Source organism: Brevibacterium zhoupengii, assembly GCF_021117425.1.
Taxonomy (GTDB): domain Bacteria; phylum Actinomycetota; class Actinomycetes; order Actinomycetales; family Brevibacteriaceae; genus Brevibacterium; species Brevibacterium zhoupengii.
Genome location: NZ_CP088298.1, coordinates 1552402 through 1565577 on the forward strand (window position 1 = coordinate 1552402; position 13176 = coordinate 1565577).

At 62.9% G+C, this 13176-nt stretch carries 12 protein-coding genes and 1 tRNA gene; 9 read left to right on the plus strand and 4 right to left on the minus strand.

From position 1 onward, the window contains the following. Positions 1-44 precede the first annotated feature (44 nt). From purH to LQ788_RS07085, 3 genes are all read left to right on the plus strand, one after another. Complete coding sequence (gene purH / locus LQ788_RS07075) at positions 45-1616, plus strand: bifunctional phosphoribosylaminoimidazolecarboxamide formyltransferase/IMP cyclohydrolase (protein ID WP_231446141.1); 1572 nt, start codon at positions 45-47, stop codon at positions 1614-1616. 4 nt (positions 1617-1620) lie between these two features. Beyond that, on the plus strand, positions 1621-1959 hold the full coding sequence (locus LQ788_RS07080) for a hypothetical protein (protein ID WP_231446143.1): 339 nt from the start codon (positions 1621-1623) through the stop codon (positions 1957-1959). A 139-nt stretch (positions 1960-2098) separates the two neighbouring features. Beyond that, a complete protein-coding gene (locus tag LQ788_RS07085) occupies positions 2099-2281 on the plus strand; it encodes an antitoxin (protein ID WP_009884014.1) in 183 nt (60 codons plus the stop codon). Between the two features lie 80 nt (positions 2282-2361). Here LQ788_RS07085 and LQ788_RS07090 read toward each other — a convergent pair whose 3' ends face one another. Together LQ788_RS07090 and LQ788_RS07095 are read right to left on the minus strand one after the other, a co-directional pair. Next, positions 2362-4914 carry a UvrD-helicase domain-containing protein gene (locus LQ788_RS07090; protein ID WP_231446144.1) on the minus strand — a complete coding sequence of 851 codons (2553 nt, stop codon included), beginning with the start codon at positions 4912-4914 and terminating at the stop codon, positions 2362-2364. A 136-nt stretch (positions 4915-5050) separates the two neighbouring features. Continuing rightward, positions 5051-5467 (minus strand): hypothetical protein, encoded by a 417-nt coding sequence (locus LQ788_RS07095; RefSeq protein ID WP_009884012.1) that lies wholly within the window; start codon positions 5465-5467, stop codon positions 5051-5053. A gap of 63 nt (positions 5468-5530) precedes the next feature. On the opposite strand from LQ788_RS07095, the gene LQ788_RS07100 reads away from it, so the two are divergent. The 6 genes from LQ788_RS07100 (at position 5531) to pth (ending at position 10783) form a co-directional block, all read left to right on the plus strand. Then, positions 5531-5602, plus strand: a tRNA-Gln gene (locus LQ788_RS07100). A gap of 32 nt (positions 5603-5634) precedes the next feature. Next, positions 5635-7092 carry a bifunctional UDP-N-acetylglucosamine diphosphorylase/glucosamine-1-phosphate N-acetyltransferase GlmU gene (glmU, locus tag LQ788_RS07105; protein WP_231446146.1) on the plus strand — a complete coding sequence of 486 codons (1458 nt, stop codon included), beginning with the start codon at positions 5635-5637 and terminating at the stop codon, positions 7090-7092. Next, positions 7085-8056, plus strand: a complete 972-nt coding sequence (locus LQ788_RS07110) for a ribose-phosphate diphosphokinase (protein ID WP_231446148.1) — start codon at positions 7085-7087, stop codon at positions 8054-8056. Before glmU ends, LQ788_RS07110 begins: the two co-directional genes overlap by 8 nt. Before the next feature lie 103 nt (positions 8057-8159). Then, positions 8160-9197 carry an alpha/beta fold hydrolase gene (locus LQ788_RS07115; RefSeq protein ID WP_231446149.1) on the plus strand — a complete coding sequence of 346 codons (1038 nt, stop codon included), beginning with the start codon at positions 8160-8162 and terminating at the stop codon, positions 9195-9197. A 160-nt stretch (positions 9198-9357) separates the two neighbouring features. Then, entirely contained in the window at positions 9358-9993 is a 636-nt protein-coding gene (locus LQ788_RS07120) for a 50S ribosomal protein L25/general stress protein Ctc (RefSeq protein WP_231446151.1), read from the plus strand. 190 nt (positions 9994-10183) lie between these two features. Further along, a complete protein-coding gene (gene pth / locus LQ788_RS07125) occupies positions 10184-10783 on the plus strand; it encodes an aminoacyl-tRNA hydrolase (RefSeq protein WP_231446152.1) in 600 nt (199 codons plus the stop codon). A 9-nt stretch (positions 10784-10792) separates the two neighbouring features. Here pth and LQ788_RS07130 read toward each other — a convergent pair whose 3' ends face one another. Both LQ788_RS07130 and LQ788_RS07135 read right to left on the minus strand, forming a co-directional pair. Continuing rightward, positions 10793-11545, minus strand: coding sequence for a rhomboid family intramembrane serine protease (locus LQ788_RS07130; protein WP_231446154.1), 753 nt, complete (start codon positions 11543-11545; stop codon positions 10793-10795). A 106-nt stretch (positions 11546-11651) separates the two neighbouring features. Beyond that, positions 11652-13112 carry an arylsulfotransferase family protein gene (locus LQ788_RS07135; RefSeq protein ID WP_231446156.1) on the minus strand — a complete coding sequence of 487 codons (1461 nt, stop codon included), beginning with the start codon at positions 13110-13112 and terminating at the stop codon, positions 11652-11654. Positions 13113-13176 lie beyond the last annotated feature (64 nt).

The window sequence follows — 13176 nt, forward strand, 5'->3', positions numbered from 1 at the left end:
TCACCAACCGCACGAAACGGCAATCGAGCCTTCAAGGAGGACTTGTGACAGGAACCCGCGCGATCAAGAGAGCGCTCGTCAGCGTCTACGACAAATCGGGATTGGAGGACCTGGCCCGCGGACTGCACGCCGCCGGTGTGCAGATTGTGTCCACCGGTTCGACGGCAGCGAAGATCGCCGAGGCGGGTGCTGCGGTCACGAAGGTCGAAGAGCTGACCGGGTTCCCCGAATGCCTCGAGGGTCGGGTGAAGACCCTGCACCCGCGGGTCCACGCCGGCATTCTGGCCGATTCGCGCAAACCGGATCACATGAGCCAGCTCGAAGAGCTCGAGATCGAGCCCTTCGACCTCGTCATCGTCAACCTCTACCCTTTCTCCGACACCGTGGCCAGCGGAGCCGGCTTCGACGACTGTGTGGAGCAGATCGACATCGGCGGGCCGTCCATGGTGCGGGCAGCGGCGAAGAACCACCCGAGTGTCTCCGTCATCACCGACCCCAGCGACTACCCCGCGGTGATCGAAGCGGCCCAGGGCCAGGGCTTCGATCTCGCGGCCAGGCGCAGCTTCGCTGCCCGCGCCTTCGCCCACACCGCCGCCTATGACACGGCCGTGGCCTCCTGGTTTGCCGCCGAGATCGCATCCGGTGCTGAGGATGCGGCAACGCCGTCTGCCGGTCAGCCCGCGTTCGCCGGGGTGACGGGGGAGAAGCTGACCGATCTGCGCTACGGCGAGAATCCGCACCAGGCTGCAGCCGTGTATTCCGATGGAACCCGCGGAATCGCCGGTGCGAAACTGCTGGGCGGCAAGGCGATGTCCTACAACAACTACACGGACACCGATGCCGCGATCCGCGCCGCCTTCGATTTCGATCGTCCCGCCGTGGCAATCATCAAGCACGCCAACCCCTGCGGAATCGCGGTGGCCGACACCGCTGCCGCCGCACACAAGGCAGCCCACGAATGCGATCCTCTGTCGGCATACGGCGGTGTCATTGCGACCAACCGCGAGGTCGACGCCGAGCTGGCTGCCTCGATCAAGCCGATCTTCACCGAGTGCCTGGCCGCGCCGTCGTTCTCGGCCGAAGCGCTGGAGCTGCTCTCGGGCAAGAAGAATCTGCGTCTGCTCGAACTCGGCGACGTCGATTTCGCACCTGCTGAGATCAAGCCGATCACCGGCGGATTCCTCGTCCAGGACCGCGACGCGTTCCAGGCCGAGGGAGATACCGCCGAGAACTGGACGCTGGCCGCAGGCCCGGCCGCTGCACCAGAGATGCTCGCCGACCTGGAATTCGCGTGGAAGGCCTGCCGGGCCGTGAAGTCCAACGCCATTCTCGTGGCCAAGGACGGTGCCTCCGTGGGCGTGGGCATGGGTCAGGTCAACCGTGTCGACTCCGCGAAGCTCGCCGTCGAGCGTGCCGGTGAGGAGAGGGCAACGGGCGCAGTGGCGGCCTCGGATGCGTTCTTCCCCTTCGCCGACGGACTCCAGATCCTCCTCGATGCCGGCATCAGCGCAGTCGTGCAGCCAGGCGGCTCGATCCGCGACGATGAGGTCATCGCAGCGGCGGAGAAGGCGGGGATCACCATGTACCTGACCGGGAGCCGCCATTTCTTCCACTGAGAAGGTGAAGGCCCACCCACGCCATGCCAGGCGTGGGCGCGGCCCGATCGCCAAGCGCTGGATCTACTGGAAACGGCGTTACGCGCACCCTGTCCTGCGCGACTGGGTTCTCCTGGGGTGCCTATTGGGCATCTTGATCGCCGCCGCATGCACCCTCATCGACTTCCATCTCGGTGCGATCGTGCTGGCAGTTGTGCCGGCAGGATTGGCGATGATGCGCGCCATGCCCGAACCCTGGGCCGAGGTCTGGACCAATCGATCCAAGACCGTCGACATCGCCACGGGCCTCATCTTCGCCGTGGTTCTCGTGGCTTTGGCGTTCGTCGTCCCGGAGTCACGCTGAAGCTACCGAGCTCACAGAATCGGTTACTTTGTGCATTCCCTGAGAAATGGGAATCTTCGGTTACACCGAAGCGGAATAGATGGCAGGGTGAGTGGTGTAAGAAGGTTCGCAAGAACCTTTTCCATTGAAGGGAGACAGTATGGGACTCGACGATCTTACAAACAAAGCCAAGGACGCCGTGAATAGCGAAAAGGGTGAAGAGTTCAGCGATCAGGGTCTGGATAAGGCTACTGACTTCGCCAATGACAAGACCGGCGGCAAGTTCGAAGACCAGATCAACCAGGGTCGCGACGGAGTCGACGGAAAACTTGGCAATGAGTGACTTTTAATTCCATCGCCGCGTCCGGCATGGAAGAAGCGCCGAGGTGAATTTACTTTCACCTCGGCGCTTCATTTATGTCTTCAGCCGAGCTTCTCGATGGGGGCGTAGCGCAGCAGCAGGCGCTTCGTGCCCAAGGAGCCGAAGTCCACGACTGCGACCGTCTTGTCGCCGACACCGTTGACCTCCGTCACGGTTCCCAGCCCGAAGGACTCGTGCGAGACCTTCTCTCCCACCGACACGGTGATGACCTCTCGGTTGGGGCGGATCCGATTCGGGAAACCAGCCACAGGAGACGAAGAGTTCGCGGACCCTGAACGAGAGCCCGAGGACCTGTTCGACCCTCGTGACGAACCGAATCCACCGCTGCGAGAGCTGCCATAGCCGCCACCGAGGCTTCCCCCGCCGTAGCCGCCGGAGGAGAAGCCGCCGCCCATGCTGGACGAGAAGGTGCCGGTGTTCTCCCATTCGATGAGGTTCTCGGGAATCTCTGACAGGAACCGGCTCGGCGGGTTGTACTGCGGCTGGCCCCACATGCTGCGTGTCTCGGCACGAGTCACAATCAGGCGCTGCCTCGCCCGCGTCAGACCCACATAGGCCAGACGCCGCTCCTCAGAGAGCTCACTGGGGTTCTCGAAGGACCGAGCATGGGGGAAGCCGCCGTCCTCGAGCCCGGTGAGGAAGACGACCGGAAACTCCAGTCCCTTCGCCGTGTGCAGGGTCATGAGAGTGACCTGTCCGAGTTCGGCATCGGGAATCTGGTCTGTGTCGGAAGACAGGGCCACCTGCTCGAGGAAGGCTTCGATCGATGAACCGGCTGTGGACGGAGCACCTGGATTTTCATCCGCAGCGTCTGCGCCTGCGTCGTCGGTGCCGTCGCCCGCATCGCCTTCTACGGCTGAAGAGCCTTCGTCGCCGGCAGCGCTCGAGCCGGTCTCGGCTGATTCTGTGTCCGCGTCATCTGCGTCTTCGTCTTCTGCAGTATCGGCCAGGGCCTGAGTGGCGACGAAGTCTTCGGCCACGGCCACCAGCTCGGCGAGGTTGTCGACCCGGGACTCGTCCTGCGGGTCGGTGCTCTTCTGCAGCGACTCGAGGTAGCCGCTCTGTTCGAGGATGGCTTCGATGACCCGTGAGAGCGGAGCCGCCTCGGCGGTGGCTGCCAGGTCACGCATGAGGTCATAGAACTTCGCCACGGAGGTCTTCGCTCGGGCCGAGAGGTGGACGATCTCGTCAAGGCGTCCCAGCGCCGTGTAGAAGCTGATGCCCTCACGGTCGGCGAAGTCTGCGACGATGCCCTCGGTGCGATCGCCGATGGAGCGCTTGGGGACGTTGAGGATGCGTCGCAGATTCACATCGTCATCCGGATTGGCCACCACGCGCAGATAGGCAAGGGCGTCCTTGATCTCTTTGCGCTCATAGAAGCGTGTGCCGCCGACGACCTTATAGGGAATGCCCGAGCGGACCAGCGCATCTTCGATGGCACGCGACTGGGCGTTGGTGCGATAGAAGACGGCGAAGTCACCGTAGGTGAACTTCTCATCGTCGATGAGCTCATCGACCCGGTCGACGATGAAGCGAGCCTCGGCCTGTTCGTTCTCGGCGACCCAGCCGACGATGGATTCGCCCGTGCCCTCCGAGGTCCACAGCTTCTTGTCCTTGCGGTCCTGATTGTTGGCAATCACGGCGTTCGCGGCATCGAGGATGTTCTGCGTGGAGCGATAGTTCTGCTCCAGCAGAATCGTCTCCGCATCGGGGAAGTCCTTCTCGAACTCCACGATATTGCGCACCGTGGCCCCGCGGAAGGCATAGATCGACTGGTCTGCGTCACCGACGACGGTGAGTTCAGCACCGGTGGCACCACCGGCACCATCACCGGCCAGGGACTTGATGAGGGCGTACTGTGCCGGGTTCGTGTCCTGGTACTCGTCGACGAGGATGTGCCGGAAGCGCCGGCGATAGAAGTCGGCCACTTCGGGGAAGGCACCGAAGAGATGCACGGTCTCAGCGATGAGGTCATCGAAGTCAAAGGCATTGGCCAGACGCAGACGGGAGGTGTAGCGCTTGAACACATCGGCGAGGACCTCGTCGGCCGGATTGTTCGGCCTGGGCATGAAGTCATCGGGTGTCTGCAGGTCGTTCTTGAGATTGGAGATTCGGTGCAGCATCGACCGCGGGGTGTACTTCTTCGTGTCGATGCCCAGTTCTTTGAGGATCTGGGACACGAGCCGCTGTGCATCCTGGGCATCGTAGATCGTGAAGTTGGACTTCATGCCCAGCACCTTCGCCTCCCGGCGGAGGATCCTCACACACGAGGAGTGGAAGGTCGAGACCCACATGGCACGCGAGGCCGGACCGACGATGGAACGCACGCGTTCGGCCATCTCCTTGGCTGCCTTGTTCGTGAACGTGATCGCCAGGACCTCACCGGGATGTGCCCGACCGGTGGCCAACGCATAGGCGATGCGCCTGGTCAGAACGGTCGTCTTACCCGAGCCGGCGCCCGCCACGATGAGAAGCGGTGACCCTGTGTGGGCGACGGCCTCGCGCTGTCGTGGATTGAGTCCGGTGAGGAGTTCGGCCGTACGTGAGTCGGCTCCCGGCGTGGCTTCTTCGATGTTTTCAGCTGCAGCAGTCATGTCCGGATCAACGATACCGTCCGGCACTGACGCAGGGAAAAGAGGTGAAGGCCGAATGCAGAAGCGGCCCCGTTCCGACCACCGCAGACTGGGTGATCGGAACGGAGCCGCCTCGGCGAATGCTCAGAGGTGACGATCAGTGGACGAAGACGGCCACCAGAACGTTGATGATCGCTCCGGCGAAGACCAGATGCGCCATCGTCGCCGAGGGATTCTTCACCCCGGTTGCCACTGCCGCGTCGGCGCCAGCTCCTGCGGGAGCACCATTGAGAGTGCCGGAGGCGAAGGCCTTCTGCTTCTTGTTGCCGATGAATGCGAAGACGGTGACGAGAATCGCAATGACGAGCTTGATGCCCATCTTCATGTGGTTGACCTCGCCGTCACCCATCTCGGCGAGACCAAGCAGAAGAATCCCGGTGATCAGCTGTAAATAGGAGCCGTGCAGCATGCCCGGGGCGACTTTGGGGGAGCGGATGAGGCTGAAATATCCACCCACGATGATCGCCATTCCGATCAGATGCAGGGCCACTAGAATCTCGCGAAGAATTTCCATACGGTTCATCGTAGTGGCATGATGGTGTCTCGTGAGCGCGGGCCCTCTACTGGCGCACGCTGTTCCGCCCTGGTGTAATGGCAGCACGCCGGCCTTTGGAGCCGTGCAGTATAGGTTCGAATCCTATGGGCGGAGCTGGCCCAATCCGACTTGCGAAGGATTCTAGAATGTCGCAGACCCGACCTACCGCCGTCATCGTTCTGGCCGCTGGCCAAGGCACCCGTATGAAGTCGACCCTGCCGAAGGTCCTGCACCCGATCGGCGGTCGATCCCTGCTCCACCACTCCATCTCGGCGGCAGCAGGTGCCACCCCCGAGCACCTCGTCGTGGTTGTCCGGCACGAACGTGACCAGCTCGTCTCCCACCTCGAATCCCTGCCGATCAATTCGACGCAGACCGTTCTCATCGCCGATCAGGACGAGGTCCCCGGCACCGGCCGCGCCACCGAATGCGCGCTGACCCAGCTGCCCGAGGACCTCTCCGGCACCGTGGTCGTGACCTACGGTGATGTGCCGCTGCTGACCGCGGACACGATCAACAGCCTCGTCGAGGTCCACGAGTCCTCGCACAATGCCGTCACGGTCCTTTCCGCCGAGGTGGACGATCCCACCGGCTACGGACGCATAGTCCGCGACGCCTCCGGTGCGCTGCTGCGCATCGTCGAGCAGAAGGACGCCAGCGATGACCAGCGCAGCATCCGGGAGATCAACTCCGGCATCTACGCTTTCGACGCCGCGGCACTGCGGGACGGTCTGGCCTCACTGACCACAGACAATGCCCAGGGCGAGAAGTACCTCACCGACGTCATCGGATTCTCCCGCGACGCCGGACACTCCGTTGCCGCCACGGCCACCCAGGATCTGTGGCAGGTCGAGGGTGCCAACGATCGCGTGCAGCTGGCCAACCTCGGCAAGGAACTCAACCGCCGCGTCTGCGAGAAGTGGATGCGCGCAGGAGTGTCCATCATCGATCCCGACACCACCTGGATCGACATGGATGTGTCTCTGGGCGAGGACGTCACCATCCTTCCCGGAGTTCAGCTCCTCGGCGCCACCGACATCGCCTCCGGTGCCGTCGTCGGCCCCGACTCGACGCTCAAGGACACCGAGGTGGGTGCCGGGGCACAGGTCGTGCGCACCCATTCGGAACTGGCCGTTGTGGGCCCCGGAGCCAAGGTCGGACCGTTCGCGTACCTGCGACCAGGGACCAACCTCGGCGAGGATGGGAAGATCGGCACCTTCGTGGAGACGAAGAACGCCGACATCGGACGGGGCGCGAAGGTGCCGCATCTGTCCTACGTCGGCGATGCCGAGATCGGTGAGGGCTCCAACATCGGTGCCGCATCCGTCTTCGTCAACTACGACGGTGTCAACAAGCACCGCACCGTCGTCGGAAAGCACGCACGCATGGGCTCGGACAACATGTACGTCGCCCCTGTCACAGTAGGCGACGGCGCCTACTCCGGTGCGAGCACAACAGTGCGCAAAGATGTCCCTGCGGGAGCGCTTGCCATAACCGTGGCGCCACAGCGTAACCTGGAGGGCTGGGTCGTCAGCAACCGCCCCGGCACACCTGCAGCGCAGGCAGCCGAGGCCGCATCTGAAGGGGAACCGGCAAGTGAATGAAATAACGACGGCGGGCGAAAAGAAGCTCGTCCTGGTCAGCGGGCGCGCGAACAATGAGCTCGCTGAGCAAGTCGCAGAGAACCTGGGGACGGAACTTCTCCCCACTGACATTTACAACTTTGCCAATGGAGAGATCTACGTCCGGTTCTCCGAATCGGTCCGCGGCACTGACGTCTTCGTCCTGCAGTCGCACAGTGCACCGATCAACGAATGGCTGATGGAACAGCTCATCATGGTCGACGCACTCAAACGCGCATCCGCCAAACGAATCACGGTCATCGCACCGTTCTTCCCCTACGCCCGCCAGGACAAGAAGCACCGCGGCCGTGAGCCGATCTCGGCTCGTCTCGTCGCCGACCTGTACAAGACGGCCGGTGCCGACCGCATCATCACCGTGGACCTGCACACCGCGCAGATCCAGGGTTACTTCGACGGACCGGTCGACCACCTCATCGCGATGCCGATCCTCGCCGGCTACGTCAAGGACAAGTACCCGACCGACCTCGCTGTCGTCTCACCCGACGCCGGCCGCATCAAGGTCGCCGAGAACTGGTCGAACTCGCTGGGTGGAGTGCCGCTGGCATTCATCCACAAGACTCGCGACATCACTCGTCCGAACGAGACCAAGGCCAACCGCGTCGTCGGTGAGGTCGAGGGCCGCACCTGCGTCCTCGTCGATGACATGATCGACACGGGCGGAACCATCGTCCAGGCTGCCGATGCCTGCATGGCCGCCGGCGCCACCGGAGTCATCGTGGTCTCGACGCACGCAGTGTTCTCCGGCCCGGCCGTCGAGCGCCTGTCGAACTCCGTGGCACAGGAAGTCATCGTCACGAACACACTGCCGCTGACCGAGGACAAGATGTTCGACAAGCTCACCGTGCTCTCGATCGCTCCGCTGATCGCCCGCGCCGTGCACGAGGTCTTCGAAGACGGATCGGTGACCAGCCTCTTCGAGGTCTGAGACACTTTCTGCCGACGTTTCATCCGAATCGAACCCCGAGCCGATCTTTCGGCTCGGGGTTCGTTCTGCCTCGGGCGGTTCCCTCTACACTGGAGACAACAGAGTGAAGGGAACCGTGACGATGTCGTCCCACGATTACAATCGGTACCGAGTCAGCGTCTCCGGCGGCGAGCTGTCCGTCGGCGTCTGGGAGCCGGTGGCCTTCGGGCCCGGCCGCGTCCCCACCGTGTGCGTCATCCACGGCATCACCTCGAACCATCTGTTCTTCGCCGGTCTGGTCTCAGCACTGCCCGGGGTGCGCATCATCGGCCCCGACCTGCGAGGACGCGCCGATTCTCGCCTGCTGGGCCCACCCTTCGGGATGAAGGCCCATGCCGAAGACGTTCTCACCGCCATCGATACCTTCGCCGAACCCGGACCGGTCACGCTGGTCGGACATTCCATGGGCGGGTTCGTCGCCATGACCCTGGCCGGGATGGGCGCCGGGGTCGATTCCGACGCCGAGGTGGCCGACCGTTTCCGTGGACCTGTCCTCATCGACGGGGGACTCCCGCTGTCCGTGCCGGAGCCAGGCAGCGGCAGCGGCTCGCAAGCGCTCGATGATCTCTACGACCAGGACCTGGACACCGATGATCTCATCGCCCCGGTCCTCGGTCCGGCCGCCGAGCGGCTGTCGATGTCCTTCGGCTCGGTCGAGGAGTACCTTGCCTTCTTCGCCGCGCACCCGGCGTTCGTCGACGGCCTCGACACCGTGGCCACGGAGAGCTTCGTCTACGACCTTGCGGCCAAGGACGATCACAGCTTCCAACCCTCCACTCCTGTCGAGGCGATGCAGGCCGATTTCGCCGACATGTACTCCGGGGGTGCCTACCGCAACTCCCTGGCGGCGGTGATGAGCAGCCAGCGGCGCCAGGCCGATGTGACGTTCCTCTTCGCCGAACGTGACCTCGTCGCTTCCGAACCAGGGCTCTACCCGCCTGAACTCGTGGCTTCCTACCAGCAGCGGTGGGAGGAGATGACCGTCGTCGACGTACCGGGTACGAACCATTACGACATCCTGCTCACCGAGACCGCCATCGATGCCTGCGCGAAGGCGGTGGTGGCCCGACTTGGTGCCATCGGCGACGGTGAACTAGAATGATGGGGTTGCCTCGGCGAGGGAAACACATGTTTCCGTTATCGACGCGGTCCTGACCCACAACGCTGACCGGCCCATTTCGGCCGAATTGAGCAGCGACAGTGCGGTTGAAGGCTGTTTCGCCGTGGTGCTGGCAAGATAAGGACACCACGAAGGAGAGAAAATGGCTGACTTCAAACTCATCGCCGAACCCCGCAATGAATTCGGCAAGGGCGCTGCCCGCCGGACCCGCCGCGCAGGACGTATCCCCGCAGTCGTCTATGGACACGGCGGAGACCCTGTGCACATCTCAGTTGACGGCCACGCCACAATGATGGCCCTCAAGCACGCCAACGCTCTGTTCGAGATCGAAAGCACCGACGGTGCCAAGAACGTTCTCGCCATTGCCCGCGACGTGCAGACCGACGCTGTCACACGTGAGATCGAGCACCTTGACCTCATCATCGTCAAGCGCGGCGAAAAGGTCGAGGTCGACGTTCCCGTTCACATCATCGGCGAATCCGCACCGGGCACCATGGTGCAGCAGGAAGAGTCGACCATCCTCATCAAGGCCGACGCCACCAAGCTCCCTGAGTACATCGAGGTCACCGTCGACGGCCGCGCCGCCGGTGAGCACGTTCTGGCCGGACAGGTCGCACTGGATTCGGGCATCGAACTCGCCGCCGATCCTGAGCTGCTCGTCGTCAACGTCTCGGAAGAGGCTGAGATGGACACCGAGTCGGATGCAGAAGAGACCGCCGAAGAGTCGACCGAGGAAGCTGCAGAGGGTGCAGAAGAGGAGAAGACCGAGGACGAGTGACCTCGGCTTCTGCGAATGCGCCAGCATTCTGGGCGCAGCCTGAGCTATGAATTCGGTGGGTCGTTGACGAAACGGCCCACCGAATTCGTTTCGCGCACACAGAACAGATCGCAGACACGGAACAAGCAGAGACGCCTGAACATTCAGGCGACCTCGATGGGCAATGACACAGTACGAGCAAAGGACGACGATGACGAACGAAGCGTGGCTGGTCTTCGGCTTGGGCAATCCCGGCCCCAAATACGAAACGACGAGACACAATGTCGGGCAGATGGTCATCGCCGAACTCGCACACCGCATCGGAGTCAACCTCACCCGCACGAAGCTGCGCGCCAACGTCGGCACGTCCCGACTGCCGACAGGGTCAGTCCCCGGCGTTCCCGGACCGCGAGTGGTGCTGGCCACCTCCACGGGCTATATGAACGAATCGGGCGGGCCGGTCAGGCAGCTCGCCGACTTCTACTCGATCGACACCGACCGGATCATCGCCGTCCACGATGATGTCGACATCCCCTACGACACGATCAAAGCCAAGGTCGGCGGGGGAGAGGGCGGACACAACGGACTGCGATCAATGACCTCGGCGCTGGGGACGAAGAACTACCCGCGAATCCGCGCCGGAGTCGGACGACCTCTGGGTCGCCAGGACACCGCCGACTATGTGCTCAAGCCCTTCTCCAAGGACGAACGTGCAACACTGCCGATCTTCATCTCGGACATCGCCGACGCCGTGGAGATGTACATCGTCGAGGGACTCGAGAAGGTCCAACTCAAATACCACTCGAAATGACGGTGACGGTCACTGCTGGGCAGTCGGTGTCTTCCCTGAAGTGCCACCCTGACGTTTGCGGTGGATGATCCAGGCGGCGAAGACGCCGCCGACGAAGCCGAAGAGATGACCCTGCCAGGAGATCCCATTGGTCTGGGGCAGCATCCCGAAGATCATCGAGGCCCCGAAGGTGATGAAGACGAAGAAGCCGATAGCGAAGTAGACGATCTTGCGGAGCATGTCGTCGGTGAACCAGGTCCGCACCGCCAGGTATCCGAAGAACCCGAACACGATGCCCGAGGCACCGACGATGTGCTGCCCGACCGGCAGAGTCGTCAGCCAGGCGCCGAGGCCGGAGACCACCGCCGTGATGGCGGTGACGAGCCAGAATCGACGTTGGCCTTCAACGGCGATGCACAGGCCGAGGATGAGGAACGGGAACGTATTGGCCGTGAGGTGCCCGAATCCCGAATGCAGCAGGGGAGAGGTCACCACTCCGTAGAGCGACAGCGGGTTCCAAGACTGCAGGCTGAGCATGTCGAGATCAGCAGGCAGGATGGTGTCGACGATCTCAATCACCCACATGAGCGCCAAAAGGACGACGACGGGGACGAAGCGCGACAGCTTGTGATCGCGGGTCACGGTTGTGCGCAGATTGGCGACCTTGGGCGGTCCTGCCGGTGTGTGGCCGCCTGACCTGGGGGAATCGGAGGCGGTTGAATCATTGCCGAAGATGAACTGGGATTCTGCGGAGGTGAAGCGAGGGGACTGGTCGGAACTCATGTCTCAATTGTGAGTGATGAAGCTTGGAGAACGCCGAAGAACCGGGGCACAGAGACAATCGTGTCCGTTCCGTTAGGCCCGTTACAGTCTTGAGATCTCGGGGATTTCACTCCACCGATGTGCTGCCGATCGCCTCCTTGTTCTCATCCAGAGCCTCGACGACGATCCGAGAACCGGTGGGGGAGACATCGGCAGCGGTCTCGAAGCCTTCTCGATCGACGACCGCGGTCTCTGTCAGCTGTTCCTCGCTGTCACCGCTGAGGATGCGCCAGGACTCGACCTCGGTCGCTCCGTTCCAGCTCATATGCACGCGCGTGATGCCCTCGCCTGGTTCGGACTTCGTCGCAGTCGGCGGGGCCGAGGGGGTCGCCTGCCAGTCGAAGCGGTAGGCCCGATAGTTCGAGCCGCCTGTGAATGTTGCGTCGTAGAGCAGCTTGCCATCGTTGGTGAACTCTGAGAAGTGCGGTTCTGAACCCCATCCGATGAGCACGTTGCCATTGTCCAACTCCTGGAAATTGCCCTGACTTCCCGATGAACGATCATCAGGAGCCGGGTACTCGGTGACGACCGTGGCCTTCTTCGCCTCTTCATCCACGTCGAGACGCAGCCCTCGAGAATCGCCGAGGCGGGGCGCGGCCTGATTGTCGAAGAGAGTGATCATGCCGTCATCACGGCGTTGCGCATCGTGTTGCCAGGCGAAGGTCGCGCCCTCGCCCATCTCGAAGTCACTGGCGGATCCGCCCAGCACCCAATGCAGGTCAGCGTTTCTGCGATCGAGCTGATAGATCGCATGCGTGTTGCGGGCAGAGACGAGCAGAGACTTCCCATCGTCGTCGATGGAGACCGAGTTCAGATGAATGTAGTCGAAAGGTTCCTCCTCGGTGCCTTCGCCGTCCTTGAGCTTCGACTCCGTCTGCTCGACGGGAACGTCATCAAGAGTCCGCCATTCCACCACGGGTTCACCGGTGGCGATGTCGACCTCCTGGACGACTCCCTCCCAAACCCAGCCGTCCTTCGCACCTCCCACAGAGCTGAGATCCGTCTGAGTTTTGATATAGGACAGGAGGAGCATCGTGTCGTCGTCGGTGATCGTCGTCTCGTGCAGATCCGAGGTCTTGTGGGCCAGGTCCCCGCCCATGCCGACCCGGGCGATCTCGTTGTAGCTGTCATCGAGCATGACGACCTCGCCGGCTGTTTCCGGGGTCTGCGCCAGACCTTCCCACCAGGTGAGGACTGGTTCGTCCTGGTACTCCTGGACCCGCAGGTCCCACATCTGTCCCGAGCCCTGCCGCGCCCAGACCGGTTGTCCGGCCGAGTCGAGGATGAGTCCGCCGACCCATGACTCCTCGTCAGCGGCGGTCTGCCCCTTAGGGCCGAGGAACGTCTTGAGGTCCTTCTCCTCCTCCGGCGGGGCAGAGCTGACGTTGAAGTCGAACTTCGGCGGATTGAGATCGGGTCTGCTGTGAAAATCCCAACGTTCGGCTTGGGGAACTTCTTCTCCAGCAGTGCATCCTGACAGGAGCAGCGTCGCGGCCGCCACAGATGCGAACAGAGCGCGGTAAGACATAGTCTCATCTTCACACGTTCGTGCGTGCAGAGGGCGAAACGGTCGCTGTCGTTTCTCGTGTCCG

Bases quoted from the DNA above. Each gene is read 5' to 3' on its own strand.
- LQ788_RS07085 (WP_009884014.1), top strand. From the start codon at position 2,099: ATGGGACTCGACGATCTTACAAACAAAGCCAAGGACGCCGTGAATAGC.
- LQ788_RS07090 (WP_231446144.1), bottom strand. From the start codon at position 4,914: ATGACTGCTGCAGCTGAAAACATCGAAGAAGCCACGCCGGGAGCCGAC.
- LQ788_RS07095 (WP_009884012.1), bottom strand. From the start codon at position 5,467: ATGGAAATTCTTCGCGAGATTCTAGTGGCCCTGCATCTGATCGGAATG.
- glmU (WP_231446146.1), top strand. From the start codon at position 5,635: ATGTCGCAGACCCGACCTACCGCCGTCATCGTTCTGGCCGCTGGCCAA.
- LQ788_RS07120 (WP_231446151.1), top strand. From the start codon at position 9,358: ATGGCTGACTTCAAACTCATCGCCGAACCCCGCAATGAATTCGGCAAG.
- pth (WP_231446152.1), top strand. From the start codon at position 10,184: ATGACGAACGAAGCGTGGCTGGTCTTCGGCTTGGGCAATCCCGGCCCC.
- LQ788_RS07130 (WP_231446154.1), bottom strand. From the start codon at position 11,545: ATGAGTTCCGACCAGTCCCCTCGCTTCACCTCCGCAGAATCCCAGTTC.
- LQ788_RS07135 (WP_231446156.1), bottom strand. From the start codon at position 13,112: ATGTCTTACCGCGCTCTGTTCGCATCTGTGGCGGCCGCGACGCTGCTC.